General features: G+C 59.3%; 11 protein-coding genes. 9 read left to right on the top strand and 2 right to left on the bottom strand.

The window, feature by feature from the left end; all coding sequences use genetic code 11:
• Nucleotides 1-307: 307 nt before the first annotated feature.
• The 9 genes from J3P92_RS15565 to aceA all read left to right on the top strand — a co-directional run bounded on the left by J3P92_RS15565 (nucleotide 308) and on the right by aceA (nucleotide 10,998).
• Complete coding sequence (locus J3P92_RS15565; RefSeq protein WP_434648122.1) at nucleotides 308-2,533, top strand: NADP-dependent isocitrate dehydrogenase; 2,226 nt, start codon at nucleotides 308-310, stop codon at nucleotides 2,531-2,533.
• 213 nt (nucleotides 2,534-2,746) lie between these two features.
• Entirely contained in the window at nucleotides 2,747-3,193 is a 447-nt protein-coding gene (locus tag J3P92_RS15570; RefSeq protein WP_434606544.1) for an NUDIX hydrolase, read from the top strand.
• A gap of 59 nt (nucleotides 3,194-3,252) precedes the next feature.
• Nucleotides 3,253-4,377: a tRNA 2-thiouridine(34) synthase MnmA gene (gene mnmA, locus J3P92_RS15575; protein WP_434606547.1), complete on the top strand. Its 1,125-nt coding sequence runs from the start codon at nucleotides 3,253-3,255 to the stop codon at nucleotides 4,375-4,377.
• Nucleotides 4,374-4,997 (top strand): high frequency lysogenization protein HflD, encoded by a 624-nt coding sequence (gene hflD / locus J3P92_RS15580; protein ID WP_039592880.1) that lies wholly within the window; start codon nucleotides 4,374-4,376, stop codon nucleotides 4,995-4,997. The genes mnmA and hflD overlap by 4 nt, the downstream gene beginning before the upstream one ends.
• Before the next feature lie 124 nt (nucleotides 4,998-5,121).
• Nucleotides 5,122-6,492 carry an adenylosuccinate lyase gene (purB, locus tag J3P92_RS15585; protein ID WP_434606550.1) on the top strand — a complete coding sequence of 457 codons (1,371 nt, stop codon included), beginning with the start codon at nucleotides 5,122-5,124 and terminating at the stop codon, nucleotides 6,490-6,492.
• 84 nt (nucleotides 6,493-6,576) lie between these two features.
• Nucleotides 6,577-7,743: a JmjC domain-containing protein gene (locus J3P92_RS15590; protein ID WP_434648125.1), complete on the top strand. Its 1,167-nt coding sequence runs from the start codon at nucleotides 6,577-6,579 to the stop codon at nucleotides 7,741-7,743.
• Nucleotides 7,736-8,161 carry a GNAT family N-acetyltransferase gene (locus tag J3P92_RS15595; protein ID WP_420765869.1) on the top strand — a complete coding sequence of 142 codons (426 nt, stop codon included), beginning with the start codon at nucleotides 7,736-7,738 and terminating at the stop codon, nucleotides 8,159-8,161. Before J3P92_RS15590 ends, J3P92_RS15595 begins: the two co-directional genes overlap by 8 nt.
• Before the next feature lie 293 nt (nucleotides 8,162-8,454).
• On the top strand, nucleotides 8,455-9,216 hold the full coding sequence (locus tag J3P92_RS15600) for a secretin N-terminal domain-containing protein (RefSeq protein ID WP_434559591.1): 762 nt from the start codon (nucleotides 8,455-8,457) through the stop codon (nucleotides 9,214-9,216).
• 456 nt (nucleotides 9,217-9,672) lie between these two features.
• On the top strand, nucleotides 9,673-10,998 hold the full coding sequence (gene aceA / locus J3P92_RS15605) for an isocitrate lyase (protein WP_018925513.1): 1,326 nt from the start codon (nucleotides 9,673-9,675) through the stop codon (nucleotides 10,996-10,998).
• Nucleotides 10,999-11,158: 160 nt separating this feature from the next.
• On the opposite strand, the gene leuS is transcribed toward aceA, so the two are convergent.
• Together leuS and J3P92_RS15615 are read right to left on the bottom strand one after the other, a co-directional pair.
• Nucleotides 11,159-13,738: a leucine--tRNA ligase gene (gene leuS / locus J3P92_RS15610; protein ID WP_434648127.1), complete on the bottom strand. Its 2,580-nt coding sequence runs from the start codon at nucleotides 13,736-13,738 to the stop codon at nucleotides 11,159-11,161.
• 70 nt (nucleotides 13,739-13,808) lie between these two features.
• Nucleotides 13,809-15,008 (bottom strand): MFS transporter, encoded by a 1,200-nt coding sequence (locus J3P92_RS15615; RefSeq protein ID WP_434648130.1) that lies wholly within the window; start codon nucleotides 15,006-15,008, stop codon nucleotides 13,809-13,811.
• Nucleotides 15,009-15,061: the final 53 nt, after the last annotated feature.

Consider the following 15,061-nt stretch of genomic DNA (forward strand, 5'->3'; position numbering starts at 1 on the left):
CTGCGACGTTTAGACCAATGGACGTGTACGGAAGTCTATGAACCGTCGGCAGATCGCCAGCTACCTATGTATAATGCCGCCGCTGACCACAGGGTCACGACGGCTGACGGCTCTATCACGAGACTTTCCGCCACTTTAAAGCCGGACCGTTACCGCGGCCCGACCGCTTGACGCTCGACTGATGCACCCAACATCACCGCGAAGAAACCTCGACATTCGGCTCACGGATGACTTCGAACGAACGCGCTTACCCGGCGCCCCTCGAGTTTCTGCGCATGCTTTAGCAAAGAAGAGAGTTAATCCGAATATGCCCACCCGCTCGAAGATCATCTATACCTTCACCGACGAAGCGCCTGCCCTCGCCACCTATTCGCTGCTGCCGATCGTCGAAGCCTTCACCGCTTCGGCCGATATCGCCGTGGAGACCCGCGATATCTCCCTCGCAGGACGCATCCTGGCCAGCTTCCCCGAGCAACTGGGTGACAAAGCCGTAGCCGACCACCTCGCCGAATTGGGCGACCTGGCCGTCACGCCTGAAGCCAACATCATCAAGCTGCCGAACATCAGCGCCTCGGTGCCGCAACTGCAGGCCGCGATCAAGGAATTGCAGGCCCAGGGCTACGCACTGCCGGACTACCCGGAAACCGTGACCACCGACGCCGAGAAAGATGCTCGCGCCCGTTACGACAAGGTCAAGGGCAGCGCCGTGAACCCGGTCCTGCGCGAAGGCAACTCCGACCGCCGCGCGCCGCTGTCGGTCAAGAATTATGCTCGCAAGCACCCGCATAAAATGGGCGCCTGGGCTGCCGACTCCAAGTCCCACGTCGCTCACATGAGCGCCGGCGATTTCTATGGCAGCGAAAAAGCCGCCCTGATCGACGCCGCAGGCACCGTGAAGATCGAGCTGATCGCCAAGGACGGCACTGCCACCGTCCTCAAGGAAAAAACCACCGTACAAGCCGGTGAGATCCTCGATTGCGCCGTGATGAGCAAAAACGCCCTGCGCAACTTCATCGCCGCTGAAATCGAAGACGCCAAGCAAAAAGGCGTCCTGCTGTCGGTCCATCTGAAGGCGACCATGATGAAGGTCTCCGACCCGATCATGTTCGGTCAGATCGTCGCCGAGTACTATAAGGACGCGCTGGCCAAGCACGCCGAGGTGCTGGAGCAGATCGGCTTCAACCTGAACAACGGCATCGGCGACCTGTACGCGCGCATCAAGGCCCTGCCGGCCGAGCAGCAAGCCCAGATCGAAGCCGACATCCAGGCGGTCTACGCCGTTCGTCCGGCGCTGGCGATGGTCAACTCCGACAAGGGCATCACCAACCTGCACGTGCCGAGCGACGTCATCGTCGACGCCTCGATGCCGGCCATGATCCGTGACTCCGGCAAGATGTGGGGCACCGACGGCCAACTGCACGACACCAAGGCTGTGATCCCGGATCGCTGCTACGCCACCATCTACCAAGCGGTGATCGAAGATTGCAAGCAACACGGCGCCTTCGACCCAACCACCATGGGCAGCGTGCCGAACGTTGGCCTGATGGCCAAGAAAGCCGAAGAGTATGGCTCCCACGACAAGACCTTCCAGATCAAGGCTGACGGTGTGGTTCGTGTTTCGGACAACAACGGTCAAACCCTGCTGGAGCAGACCGTCGAGGCTGGCGATATCTTCCGCATGTGCCAGACCAAGGACGCGCCGATCCAGGATTGGGTCAAGCTGGCCGTCAACCGTGCCCGCGCCAGCGCCACCCCGGCGATCTTCTGGCTCGACCCGATGCGCGCCCACGACGGCGTGATGATCGAGAAGGTCCAGGCGTACCTGAAGGACCACGACACCAGCGGTCTGGACATCCGCATCATGTCGCCTGTCGACGCGATGAAGTTCACCCTGGCTCGCACCCGCGAAGGCAAGGACACCATTTCGGTGACCGGCAACGTACTGCGCGACTACCTGACTGACCTGTTCCCGATCATGGAACTGGGCACCAGCGCCAAGATGCTGTCGATCGTGCCGCTGATGAACGGCGGTGGCCTGTTCGAAACCGGCGCCGGCGGCTCGGCACCCAAGCACGTGCAGCAACTGCTGGAAGAAAACTTCCTGCGCTGGGATTCCCTGGGCGAGTTCCTCGCCCTGGCCGCATCCCTGGAACACCTGGGCGCGACCTACAACAACCCCAAGGCGCTGGTGCTGGCCAAGACCCTCGACCAGGCGACTGGTGAGTTCCTGGACCGCAACAAGTCGCCTTCGCGCAAGGTCGGCGGCATCGACAACCGCGGCAGCCACTTCTACCTGACCCTGTTCTGGGCCCAGGCACTGGCCGCTCAGGATGACGACGCAGCCCTCAAGGCGCAATTCACCACCCTGGCGAAGACCTTGACCGACAACGAAGAAAAAATCGTTGCCGAACTCAATGCCGTGCAAGGCAAGCCCGTGGACATCGGCGGCTACTACTTCGCCAACCCCGAGCTGACCAGCAAGGCCATGCGCCCAAGCGCCACCTTCAACGCGGCGATTGCTGCGCTGGTGTAAGGTTGTAAGCAAGCACCACAAACCCCGGCCTTGTGCCGGGGTTTGTGTTTCTGGCATACCCTATTTCCCCTTGACAATATATTCCCCTGTGGGAGCGAGCTTGCTCGCGATTGCGATGTAGCATTCGACATTGATATTGACTGACCCACCGCTATCGCGAGCAAGCTCGCTCCCACAGAGGCCGGCATTCCAACCTGAAATCGAGGACTCCCCATGGACTGGAACCCCCACATCACCGTCGCCACCATTGTTGAAGACAACGGCCGCTTCTTGATGGTCGAGGAATCCAAGGGCGGGCGCGCCGTGCTCAACCAGCCCGCCGGCCACCTGGATCCGAACGAAACACTGATCGAGGCCGCCGTGCGCGAAACCCTGGAAGAAACCGGCTGGGACGTAGAGCCCACCAGCGTAACAGGCATCTATCTGTACACCGCCCCCAGCAACGGCGTGACCTACCAGCGGGTCTGCTTCGCCGCCAAGGCCCTGAAACTCCACCCCGAGTATCAACTGGACGATGGCATCCTAGGCGCCAAATGGCTGACCCGCGACGAACTGCTCGAGCAGCGCGACCGCTGGCGCAGCGAGCTCATCATCCGTTGCATCGACGATTACCTGGCCGGCCATCGCCATAGCCTGGAGCTTATCCGCCCTTCTCTTTAGCCTTGCGCGCCCGGGCCTGATAGAATCGCGTCCTTTTTCAAGACACTCATTGAATTCCTATGCGTGATCCAGCCTCTTCGAACACCCCAAAGCAACGCGTCATCGTCGGCATGTCCGGTGGCGTGGACTCTTCCGTTTCCGCCCTTCTGCTGATCGAGCAGGGTTATGAGGTGGAAGGCCTGTTCATGAAGAACTGGGAAGAAGACGACGGAACCGAATACTGCACCGCCATGGACGACCTGGCGGACGCCCAGGCCGTGTGCGACAAGATAGGCATCAAGCTGCACACCGCGAATTTCGCCGCCGAGTACTGGGACAACGTGTTCGAGCATTTCCTGGCCGAATACAAGGCCGGTCGCACACCGAACCCGGACATCCTCTGCAACCGCGAAATCAAGTTCAAGGCGTTCCTCGACTACGCCATGATGCTCGGCGCCGACCTGATCGCTACTGGCCACTACGTGCGCCGCCGCGACATCGACGGCCGTACCGAACTGCTCAAGGGCCTGGATCCGAACAAGGACCAGAGCTACTTCCTGCATGCCGTTGGCGGCGAGCAGATCGCCAAGACCTTGTTCCCGGTTGGCGAGCTGGAAAAGCCCGAAGTACGCGCGATCGCCGAGAAGCACCAACTCGCCACCGCCAAGAAAAAGGACTCCACCGGGATCTGCTTCATTGGCGAGCGCCGTTTCAGCGACTTCCTCAAGCAATACCTGCCGGCGCAGCCGGGCGAGATCAAGACGACCGAAGGCGAGGTCATCGGCCGCCACCATGGCCTGATGTACCACACCATCGGCCAGCGCCAAGGCCTGGGCATCGGCGGGTTGAAGGACGCCGGCGAAGAGCCGTGGTACGTGCTGGTCAAGGACCTGGAGCACAACGAGCTGATCGTTGGCCAGGGTAACGACCACCCGTGGCTGTTCTCCGGCGCCCTGCTCGCCTCGGACATCTATTGGGTCAACCCGATCGACCTCAGCGAACCGCGCCGCCTGACGGCCAAGGTTCGCTATCGCCAGAGCGACCAGGCCTGCACCTTGGAAAAAACCGAGACAGGCTACCGCGCCACCTTCGATGACCCGCAGCGCGCGGTCACGCCCGGCCAGTCGGTGGTGTTCTACGACGGCGAAATCTGCCTGGGCGGCGGCGTGATCGAAGTCGCCGAGCCATGGAGCAGCAAGGCATGACGCCAATCCAGGAACAACTGACGGCGCTGGGCGGCGTCTTCCTGGCCGCCGTGCTGGTGGACCGGATCGCCAAGACCGGCCAGGCCACCGAGGCCGGCCTGGGCTGCATGCTCGGCAGCCTGCTGGTACGCGACCCCAAGGACACCCTGGAGGTCTACGGTGGCGACGACTTGAACCTGCGCGAAGGCTACCGCGCCTTGATCGGCGCCCTGGAGCGCGATCCCAGCGCCCTGCAACGCGAACCGCTGCGCTACGCCCTGTCGATGCTGGGCCTGGAGCGCCAGTTGGCCAAGCGTGACGACCTGCTGGAAACCATCGGCAATCGTTTGCCGCAGATCCAATCCCAGGTCGAGCATTTCGGCCCGTCCCACGAAAACGTGATCGCCGCATGCGGCGCGCTGTACCAGGACACCTTGAGCACGCTGCGCCAGCGCATCCAGGTGCATGGCGACATGCGCAACCTGCAGCAACCGAGCAACGCCTCGAAGATCCGCGCCCTGCTGCTCGCCGGGATCCGCTCGGCACGGCTGTGGCGGCAGCTGGGCGGCCATCGTTGGCAACTGGTGATCAGCCGACGCAAATTATTGAAAGAGCTTTACCCGTTGATGCGCAACGAATAAGTCGCCTCGACCTGCTTTTGTACCTCTTTACGCGTAACACGCCGGTCAGTTGGCGACGGACCGGCGCTGATTTTCATGTATGATACGCGCCCCATTTCGTTGCCCGACTGTCCGAGAACACCCCATGCAGCTCTCTTCGCTCACTGCGGTTTCCCCTGTAGACGGCCGCTACGCCGGCAAAACCCAGGCCCTGCGCCCTATTTTCAGCGAGTACGGCCTGATCCGTGCCCGTGTCCTGGTTGAAGTGCGCTGGCTCCAGCGCCTGGCCGCCCACCCTGGCATTGGTGAAGTTCCGGCCTTTTCCGCCGAAGCCAACGCAGTGCTGAACGCTCTGGCCGACAATTTCGCCCTGGAGCACGCTGAGCGCGTCAAAGAGATCGAGCGCACCACCAACCACGACGTCAAGGCCATCGAGTACCTGCTCAAGGAGCAGGCGGCCAAGCTGCCGGAACTGGCCAACGTCAGTGAGTTCATCCACTTCGCCTGCACCAGCGAGGACATCAACAACCTGTCCCACGCCCTGATGCTGCGCGAAGGCCGTGACGATGTGCTGCTGCCTCTGATGCGCCAGATCGCCCAGGCCATTCGCGAGCTGGCGATCCGCTTCGCCGACGTGCCGATGCTGTCGCGCACCCACGGTCAACCGGCTTCGCCGACCACCCTGGGCAAGGAGTTGGCAAACGTCGTCTACCGCCTGGAGCGCCAGATCACCCAGGTGGCCGCCGTGCCCCTGCTGGGCAAGATCAACGGCGCCGTGGGCAACTACAACGCCCACCTTTCGGCCTACCCGGACATCGACTGGGAAGCCAACGCCCGCGCCTTCATCGAAGACGAACTGGGTCTGAGCTTCAACCCGTACACCACCCAGATCGAACCGCACGACTACATCGCCGAGCTGTTCGATGCGATCGCACGCTTCAACACCATCCTGATCGACTTCGACCGCGATATCTGGGGCTACATCTCCCTGGGTTACTTCAAGCAGCGCACCATCGCCGGCGAGATCGGTTCCTCGACCATGCCGCACAAGGTCAACCCGATCGATTTCGAAAACTCCGAAGGCAACCTGGGCATCGCCAACGCGCTGTTCCAGCACTTGGCGAGCAAGCTGCCGATTTCCCGCTGGCAGCGCGACCTGACCGACTCTACCGTGCTGCGCAACCTGGGCGTGGGGTTTGCCCATAGCGTCATCGCCTACGAGGCCAGCCTCAAGGGCATCGGCAAGCTGGAACTGAACGAGCATAAGATCGCCGCCGACCTGGACGCCTGCTGGGAAGTCCTGGCCGAGCCGATCCAGACCGTGATGCGTCGCTACAACATCGAAAACCCGTACGAGAAGCTCAAAGAGCTGACCCGTGGCAAGGGCATCAGCCCTGAAGCGCTGCAGACTTTCATCGATGGCCTGGACATGCCTGCCGAAGCCAAGGCCGAGCTGAAGAAGCTGACCCCGGCCAGCTACATCGGCAACGCGGCGGCACAAGCCAAGCGCATCTGACACATCGCTTTACCTTTGAGACGCCCGGCCGCGCCGGGCGTTTTTATTCGCGTCTGAAAAGTATATTTTTTCAATAGGTTACACATGAATCCTGACATTCCACTGCAACTCCTGGGCGGCATCACGGCACGGGAGTTCCTGCGCGATTACTGGCAGAAGAAACCCCTGCTGATCCGCCAGGCGATTCCTGACTTCGAAAGCCCGATCGATGCCGACGAACTGGCCGGCCTTGCGCTGGAAGAAGAGGTTGAATCGCGCCTGGTGATCGAGCACGGCGAGCGTCCCTGGGAGTTGCGTCGCGGCCCGTTCGCCGAAGATGAATTCAGCAAGCTGCCGGAGCGCGAGTGGACGCTGCTGGTGCAGGCGGTCGACCAGTTCGCCCCCGAAGTCAGCGAGCTGCTGGAGCATTTCCGCTTCCTGCCGAGCTGGCGCATCGACGACGTGATGATCAGCTTCGCCGCCCCGGGTGGCGGTGTTGGTCCGCACTTCGACAACTACGACGTTTTCCTGTTGCAAGGCCATGGCAAGCGCAACTGGAAGATCGGCCAGATGTGCGACTCCGAAAGCCCGCTGCTGCCCCATGCGGACCTGCGCATCCTCGCCGATTTCGAGGCCACCGACGAGTGGACCCTGGAACCCGGCGACATGCTCTACTTGCCACCGCGCCTGGCCCACTGCGGTGTCGCCGTGGATGACTGCATGACCTACTCGGTCGGCTTCCGAGCCCCGAGCGCAGCCGAAGTGCTCACCCACTTCACCGACTTCCTCAGCCAGTTCCTGCCGGACGAAGAGCGTTACACCGACGCCGACGCACGCCCCGTCGCGGACCCGCACCAGATCCAGCACGACGCCCTGGACCGCCTCAAGGGCCTTCTGGCCGAGCACATGAGCGATGAGCGCTTGCTGCTGACCTGGTTCGGCCAGTTCATGACCGAGCCACGCTACCCGGAACTGGTGGTAGGCCCGGAGCTGGAAGAAGACGATCTGCTGGCTGGCCTGGAACAGGGTGCCGTGATCATCCGCAACCCGAGCGCGCGCCTGGCCTGGTCGGAAGTCGACGACGACCTGCTACTGTTCGCCAGCGGCCAGAGCCGTTATCTGCCGGGCAAGCTGCGGGACCTGCTGAAGATGATCTGCGCCGCCGACGCGCTGCACATCGAAAACCTCGGCCCATGGCTGGACGATGAAGAAGGCCGCGGCCTTATCCACGAATTGGTCAAACAAGGCAGCCTGGGGTTCGCCGATGAATAAAATTCACGTTCGTGTCGCAGACTGGCAAAAGGATAACGCCGAGATCCGGCGCATTCGTGAAACGGTGTTCATTGCCGAGCAATCCGTACCCCCAGAGTTGGAGTGGGATTCGGATGACCAGGACGCCGTGCATTTCCTGGCCTTCGAAGGCGACTTCCCCATCGGTACCGCGCGGCTGCTGACTGACGGCCATATCGGTCGCGTCTCGGTCCTCAAGGACTGGCGCGGCCTGAAGGTCGGCGATGCGTTGATGCATGCAGTGATCGCCGAGGCCGAGAGACGCGGATTGCAACAGCAGATGCTCAGCGCCCAGGTCCATGCCACGCCGTTCTACGAGCGACTGGGGTTTGCAGTGGTCAGCGAGGAATTCCTCGAGGCCGGCATTCCCCATGTGGACATGGTGCGGCGCTCGGCCTGAAACCGCTGGAAGCAGCAACACAATACCCTGTGGCGAGGGGATTTATCCCCGCTGGGTTGCGCAGCAACCCTCAAATCAGTCACTGCGGTGTGTCAGGTTGACGAAATTAGCTTGATTGGGGTTGCTTCGCAGCCCAGCGGGGATAAATCCCCTCGCCACAAGTACATTATCAGCATCACAAAACGCCCCGCCATCCACCGATGCCGGGGCGTTTTGCCGTCTACCATTCAACTTGCCCCACCCGGGGCCGACAAACTGGCAATATCTAGCCTTTGTCTCGCGGAGAAATGGACATGTCCCTACGCACCTTGCTGACCACCCTGCTGCTCGGCTGCAGCCTGTCAGTCATGGCCGCAACCGAAATCGTACCGCTGAACTACCGCACCAGCGCGGATCTACTGCCGGTGGCACAGAATTTCCTCGGCAAGGATGGCCAGGTCAGCGCCTACGGCAACCAACTGATCGTGAATGCCGAACCGGGCAAGATCGAAGAACTCCGGCAATTCCTGGCGCAACTGGACACCGCTCCCAAGCGCTTGCTGATCACTGTCGACACCAACGAGAACAACCTGCAAGGTGACCAGGGCTACTCGATCAACGGCGCCGCGCCCAGCCAGACGCGCATCATCAACCGCAGCACCGCCAGCCGTGAGGGCGGCGTGCAGCAGATCCAGGCCAGCGAAGGCCAGCCGGCGCTCATCCAGGTCGGTCAGAGCGTGCCATTCACCAGCAACCAGACCGACGGCTACGGTCGCATGCAAAGCCAGACCGAATACCGCAACGTCACCCAAGGTTTTTATGTCACCGCCAGTGTCACTGGCGAGACCGTTCACCTGAGTATCAGCACCAACCGTGACCGCATGAGCCAGGAACGTCCAGATGTAGTGAACGTGCAAAGCACCGACACAACCGTCAGCGGGCGCCTCGGCGAATGGATCACCCTCGCTGGGGTGAACCGCCAGACTCAAGCCGACAAACAAGGCCTGACCCGCAGCTACTCGACCCAAGGCCGGGATGACATGATTCTGCGGGTGAAGGTCGACACCCTGAACTGAAGCACCAAAAACTGACTGATGAGTCGTATTAGACCAAAGATGTAGTGCTTGAAAAAAAGCACTACAAAACGTTTGACGAGCCAAAAAACCGAGGGCATGATGGCCTCGCTCCCGCTAATCAGGGGCCCTGGCAAGGGCCTTCGGGTCGATGCTTGCAACTACCCTGCGAGCCGATTCGTGTCTGTACCGCCCACAAGGTGTGTTTGACGAGGTTGCGACTGGAACGAAGTTGTCCCGAGGGACGGAAGCGTAACTAGGTAACCCGGCATCACTCTGAGTTCGTATAAAGGCCCACGACGCCCGAATGCGCCCGCAGTTCGCCTCTACCTGCTCACTTTCCCCTCGAGCCCATCGTTCATCCCGTCGCCTCCCCGCCTGAACCGACTTGTACGCCAACCCCTGGTCGGCAGGAGCAGGAATTTTCCACTCCAGACCTATGCGACGAGGTTTATCTCCATGGCACTGACACGCGAACAGCAAATTGCAGCCCTTGAAAAAGACTGGGCTGAAAACCCGCGCTGGAAAGGCGTGAAGCGCAATTATTCCGCTGCTGACGTCGTCCGTCTGCGTGGTTCGGTTCAACCTGAACACACCTTTGCGAAAATGGGCGCCGAGAAGCTGTGGAACCTGGTCACTCAGGGCGCCAAGCCTTCCTTCCGCCCCGAGAAAGACTTCGTCAACTGCATGGGCGCCCTGACTGGCGGCCAGGCTGTGCAGCAAGTCAAGGCCGGTATCCAGGCGATCTACCTGTCGGGCTGGCAAGTGGCCGCGGACAACAACTCCGCCGAATCCATGTACCCTGACCAGTCGCTGTACCCAGTGGACTCGGTTCCAACCGTGGTCAAGCGCATCAACAACTCGTTCCGTCGCGCCGACCAGATCCAGTGGAAAGCCGGCAAGAACCCGGGCGACGAAGGCTACATCGACTACTTCGCACCTATCGTGGCTGATGCCGAAGCCGGTTTCGGCGGCGTACTGAACGCCTACGAACTGATGAAGAGCATGATCGAGGCAGGTGCCGCCGGCGTTCACTTCGAAGACCAATTGGCCTCGGTGAAGAAATGCGGCCACATGGGCGGCAAGGTACTGGTTCCTACCCAGGAAGCCGTACAGAAGCTGACCGCCGCTCGCCTGGCGGCCGACGTTGCAGGCGTACCGACCATCATCCTGGCCCGTACCGACGCCAACGCCGCTGACCTGCTGACCTCGGATTGCGACCCGTACGACCAGCCGTTCGTCACCGGCACCCGTACCCAGGAAGGCTTTTACAAAGTACGCGCTGGCCTCGACCAGGCCATCGCCCGCGGCCTGGCCTACGCCCCGTACGCCGACCTGATCTGGTGCGAAACCGCCAAGCCGGACCTGGACGAAGCCCGTCGCTTCGCCGAAGCGATCAAGAAGGAATACCCGGACCAACTGCTGTCGTACAACTGCTCGCCTTCCTTCAACTGGAAGAAGAACCTGGACGACGCGACCATCGCCAAGTTCCAGCGCGAACTGTCCGCCATGGGCTACAAGCACCAGTTCATCACCCTGGCTGGCATCCACAACATGTGGCACAGCATGTTCAACCTGGCGCACGACTACGCCCGCAACGACATGACCGCCTACGTGAAGCTGCAAGAGCAGGAATTCGCTGACGCCGCCAAAGGCTACACCTTTGTGGCCCACCAGCAGGAAGTCGGCACCGGCTACTTCGACGACATGACCACCGTGATCCAGGGCGGCACCTCGTCCGTGACCGCGCTGACCGGCTCGACCGAAGAAGAACAGTTCCACTGATCCATCGAGCAAACGGCACTTGCGGACCGAATAAAAACTAACCGCAAAGCCGACGATTTGAAGCCCCGACTGGTTCGGGGCTTTTTTTCTATTGTTTGGGAGATTGCGGCACCCGCAATTCCGATATCCGCCATTTCCTGCACTGACAGCTTGCAGGACCTCAGACTATAAAATTCACCAGGCGGTTTGGCACCACAACCATCCTGACAGCCCCCTCCAGACGCTTGTGTAATAGCGCATCGGACGATACCCGTAGCCGTATCGCCTCATGGTCGGCATCGGATTCGATCATGATCTCGCCGCGCACTTTTCCGTTGACTTGCACGATCATCTTTACTTCGTCCTGCGTCAGCGCGTCCCCGTCCGGCATTGGCCATGAACTGTCATGGATAACGCCCGCATAACCCAACTCTTCCCACAAAACGTGAGAAACGTGCGGTGTTACCGGATACAAAACCTGCAATAGGATAGCCATACCCTCACGAACAATTGTCGGATTTGCGGTCTTGGCACCCTCGAGCACCTTGAGGATTTTCATCGCGCCCGAGACAACGGTGTTGTATTGCAGCCGCTCGAAGTCCCTGTTGATCTGCTGCAACAGACGATGAACCTCATGCCGCACACGTTTCGACTCGGCAGACTCCCCAAGCTGATCGCTCGCGTCAAACCGAGTTCCGCAATCGTGGGCGAAGCGCCAGAGCCGGCTCAAAAAGCGATAGGCGCCCTCCACGCCGCTGTCACTCCATACCGTGTCCTGGTCAGGCGGACCAGCAAAAATCGTGAACAATCGAGCAGTGTCGGCCCCGAACTTGACGATAATCTCCTTTGGCTCGACAACATTGTTCTTGGATTTGGACATTTTCTCCGCACCGCCTATATCGACTGGCAAACCATCCTCCAGCGATATCGCCTTGATCGGGCGGCCCTTGTGGTCATATTCGACAGCGACTTGCGCGGGGTAGAACCATTGGCGGCTGCCGTCGGCCTTTTTCCGGGAGTAACTTTCGCGGAGCAGCATTCCTTGGGTGAAGAGACTCTTGAACGGCTCACTGAAGTCGACCAAGCCTTCGTCACGCATCGCCCGGGTCCAGAACCGGGCATAGAGCAGGTGCAGCACAGCATGTTCGATGCCGCCGATGTACTGATCGATCGGCATCCAATAGCGACTGCCAGGCCCGACCATGGACGCGTGATTGTCTGGATCGCAATAGCGCATGAAATACCAACTTGAATCGACGAAGGTATCCATGGTGTCGGTTTCACGCAGTGCAGGAGCCAAGCAAGACGGACAGGCTACGTGGCGAAACCCGTCATGGGTAAGTAGCGGGTTCCCACTGCCGTCCGGGATGCATTCATCAGGAAGTACGACCGGCAAGTCCGAATAAGGCACCGGAACGTCACCACATAGCTTGCAGTGGATGATCGGAATGGGGGTCCCCCAATACCGCTGTCGAGAGATTCCCCAATCGCGCAGGCGCCAAGTAGTCCGTCGATCACCTTTCCCACATTCCACCAGTGCAGTGGTTATGGCCTGGGCCGCCTGAGCGACGGATAGCCCATCGTATATGCCTGAGTTCACCAGGCGGCCCTCACAACCAGCGTAGCTATCGGACCAGTTACGAGGATCGTAAACATCCCCTTCATGGGCAATGACTTGGCGAACGGGCAAATCATATTGCCGAGCGAATTCGAAATCACGCTCATCGTGGGCGGGCACCCCCATCAGCGCACCCTCACCATATTTATCGAGTACATAGTTGGTTATCCATAACTCGATAGGCTCCCCGCTCAACGGATGCTCAACCTTGAAGCCGCAAGGGACACCCATTTTGCCAAGCGCCTCGTCAAAATCCTTGTTCCGACACGCCGTCACCAATGGTTCAAGATCGGGGTTGAGTTCCAGGGCTCGCTTAGCTAGGACATGCTCGGGGGAGATGGCGCAGAACGTCACCCCCATCAGCGTGTCGACTCGCGTCGTGAACACCCACAACTCACCTCCTTCGATCAGTCGCCCGGCAACGTCTTTTATCTGGTGGAAAAATGCCAGGCGCACACCCGCGGTTCTGCCGATCCAGTTGCGCTGCATGACGCGCACCCTGTCCGGCCAGCCATCCAGCGTTTCGATCGCGCCGAGCAACTCCTCGGCATATTGAGTAATGCGTAGGTAATACCCAGGGATCTCGCGCTCTTCAACGACTGCCCCCGAACGCCATCCCCGACCGTCGATCACCTGTTCGTTGGCCAGAACCGTTCGATCGACCGGGTCCCAATTCACGGTTTGGGTTTTTTTATAGACAACACCCTTTTCCAGCAACTGGAGGAAAAACCACTGGCTCCACTTGTAATACTGCGGATCACAAGTGGATACCTCCCGCGACCAATCGAAGGCAAATCCCAGCGGCTGCATTTGCGACTTCATGTCGGCAATATTCAGTTGTGTCCACTGCGCGGGTGAAACGCCGGACTTCATCGCCGCATTTTCCGCCGGCAATCCAAAGGCATCCCAACCCATCGGCATCAACACATTGAAACCTTTCATCCGCAAATGACGCGCCAACATGTCGTTGATCGTATAGTTGCGTACATGTCCCATGTGCAGCTTTCCCGATGGATAAGGCAACATGGAGCAGGCATAAAACTTCGGTCGATGATCGTCTTCGACGGTCTTAAATGTATCGCTATTACGCCAATAGGCTTGCGCAGCGCGTTCAACCCAGGCCGCATCGTATTCTGATCGCATAGATAGTCCTCAATTTTCAATCTCAACGTTCGAAATGGCCCGTTTTCTTCTAAGGATTTGGAAGCGTATTTCAGACTGTACCTTTAGCTTCTGCCCCGCTACGTCGCGATAATTTCTTTGAACGAGCGCCAATCCAAAAAAAGATTGCTCCTAATACGATACCCAGTCCGCCATAAAACGCCCAACTCAATTTAAAACCAACACCCGCAATCAGCGAGGCCCCAAGCCCGACAGATACTATTCGCGCGCCAGCCAGCACAACCGGCACAAACGAAAAAAGCGCTGCTTGGGAAGTCAAAGAAACCTTCTGTGAAATGAGGGCAGTGATATAGGTCACACTCAGAATTTCGCCCAGTGTCCAAAAAAATACAAACAAAAGAATCAGGACCGTATGTTCGAAGATGGCATAGGCGCCAAAGCCAATACTGTAAAAAATCGCAGCAAGCGCGAAATTTGTGAGTGGCCCTAAACGCGATGTTAATGCGATTAATGGCTGCGTCAGCAATATCACCAGCAAGGCGTTGACGATACCTACCGCACCGAACAGGCTCGCTGCCTCACCTGCCGTTAGCTCCGTAAGCCATAAAGGCAAGTGGTACTCACGCTGCGCATCCAGTACCGCCAGCGCAAAAAACATGGCCCCTGCCAGCACCACAATCCTCGGCAGGTTAACTATCAAACCCTTCGAGGATTCCACTGTTGCATCAGCGCTATGGTGATTTGTCGGAAGCCGAAGAGAGACACTTGAGGCAAGACATAACAGACTCACAAGCGTAGCAAAAACAATGAGGTAAACGCTGCCCAGCCCCAGCAAGTATCCGCCAATGACAAATAGCAGGGCTCCCCCCAGATTGCTGGCAAGATGCAGATACCCAAAAAAAACGATGCGGTTGCTATCGTTAGCCGCCAAAGAGGTCAACAGACTGAACACGGGGGTAACCAGCCCTGCAAAAAACATGAACAGCAAAACCGTTGCAACGGATGCAACCGGCGCCCCAAGCAACATCGCGCCCAGCAAGCATACAAACGAACAAAAAGATGAACTTGCCAACAATATTCTGAACGAATAATGCTTGACCAATACGCCTCCAAACAAGTTTCCGACAAGAAAAAATACCGACATCAGCGTTATTACCACTGCGACCTCGGAACTATCGAAATGGTAATGGCGCTGCCAAAATAACGCCGCAAAAGGGCCCAAAGCATTCGCCATGACGAACAGCAATCGAAGCACCACCACATTGCGCATGTTGCTGTTCAAATTGGTCATTATTACCAAAGATCTCACTACCGAAGGGTTTCCTTTCCATCAATCCTGCGTTC

It is taken from the genome of Pseudomonas sp. D3-27 (genome assembly GCF_051132165.1).
Classification (GTDB): Bacteria; Pseudomonadota; Gammaproteobacteria; order Pseudomonadales; family Pseudomonadaceae; genus Aquipseudomonas.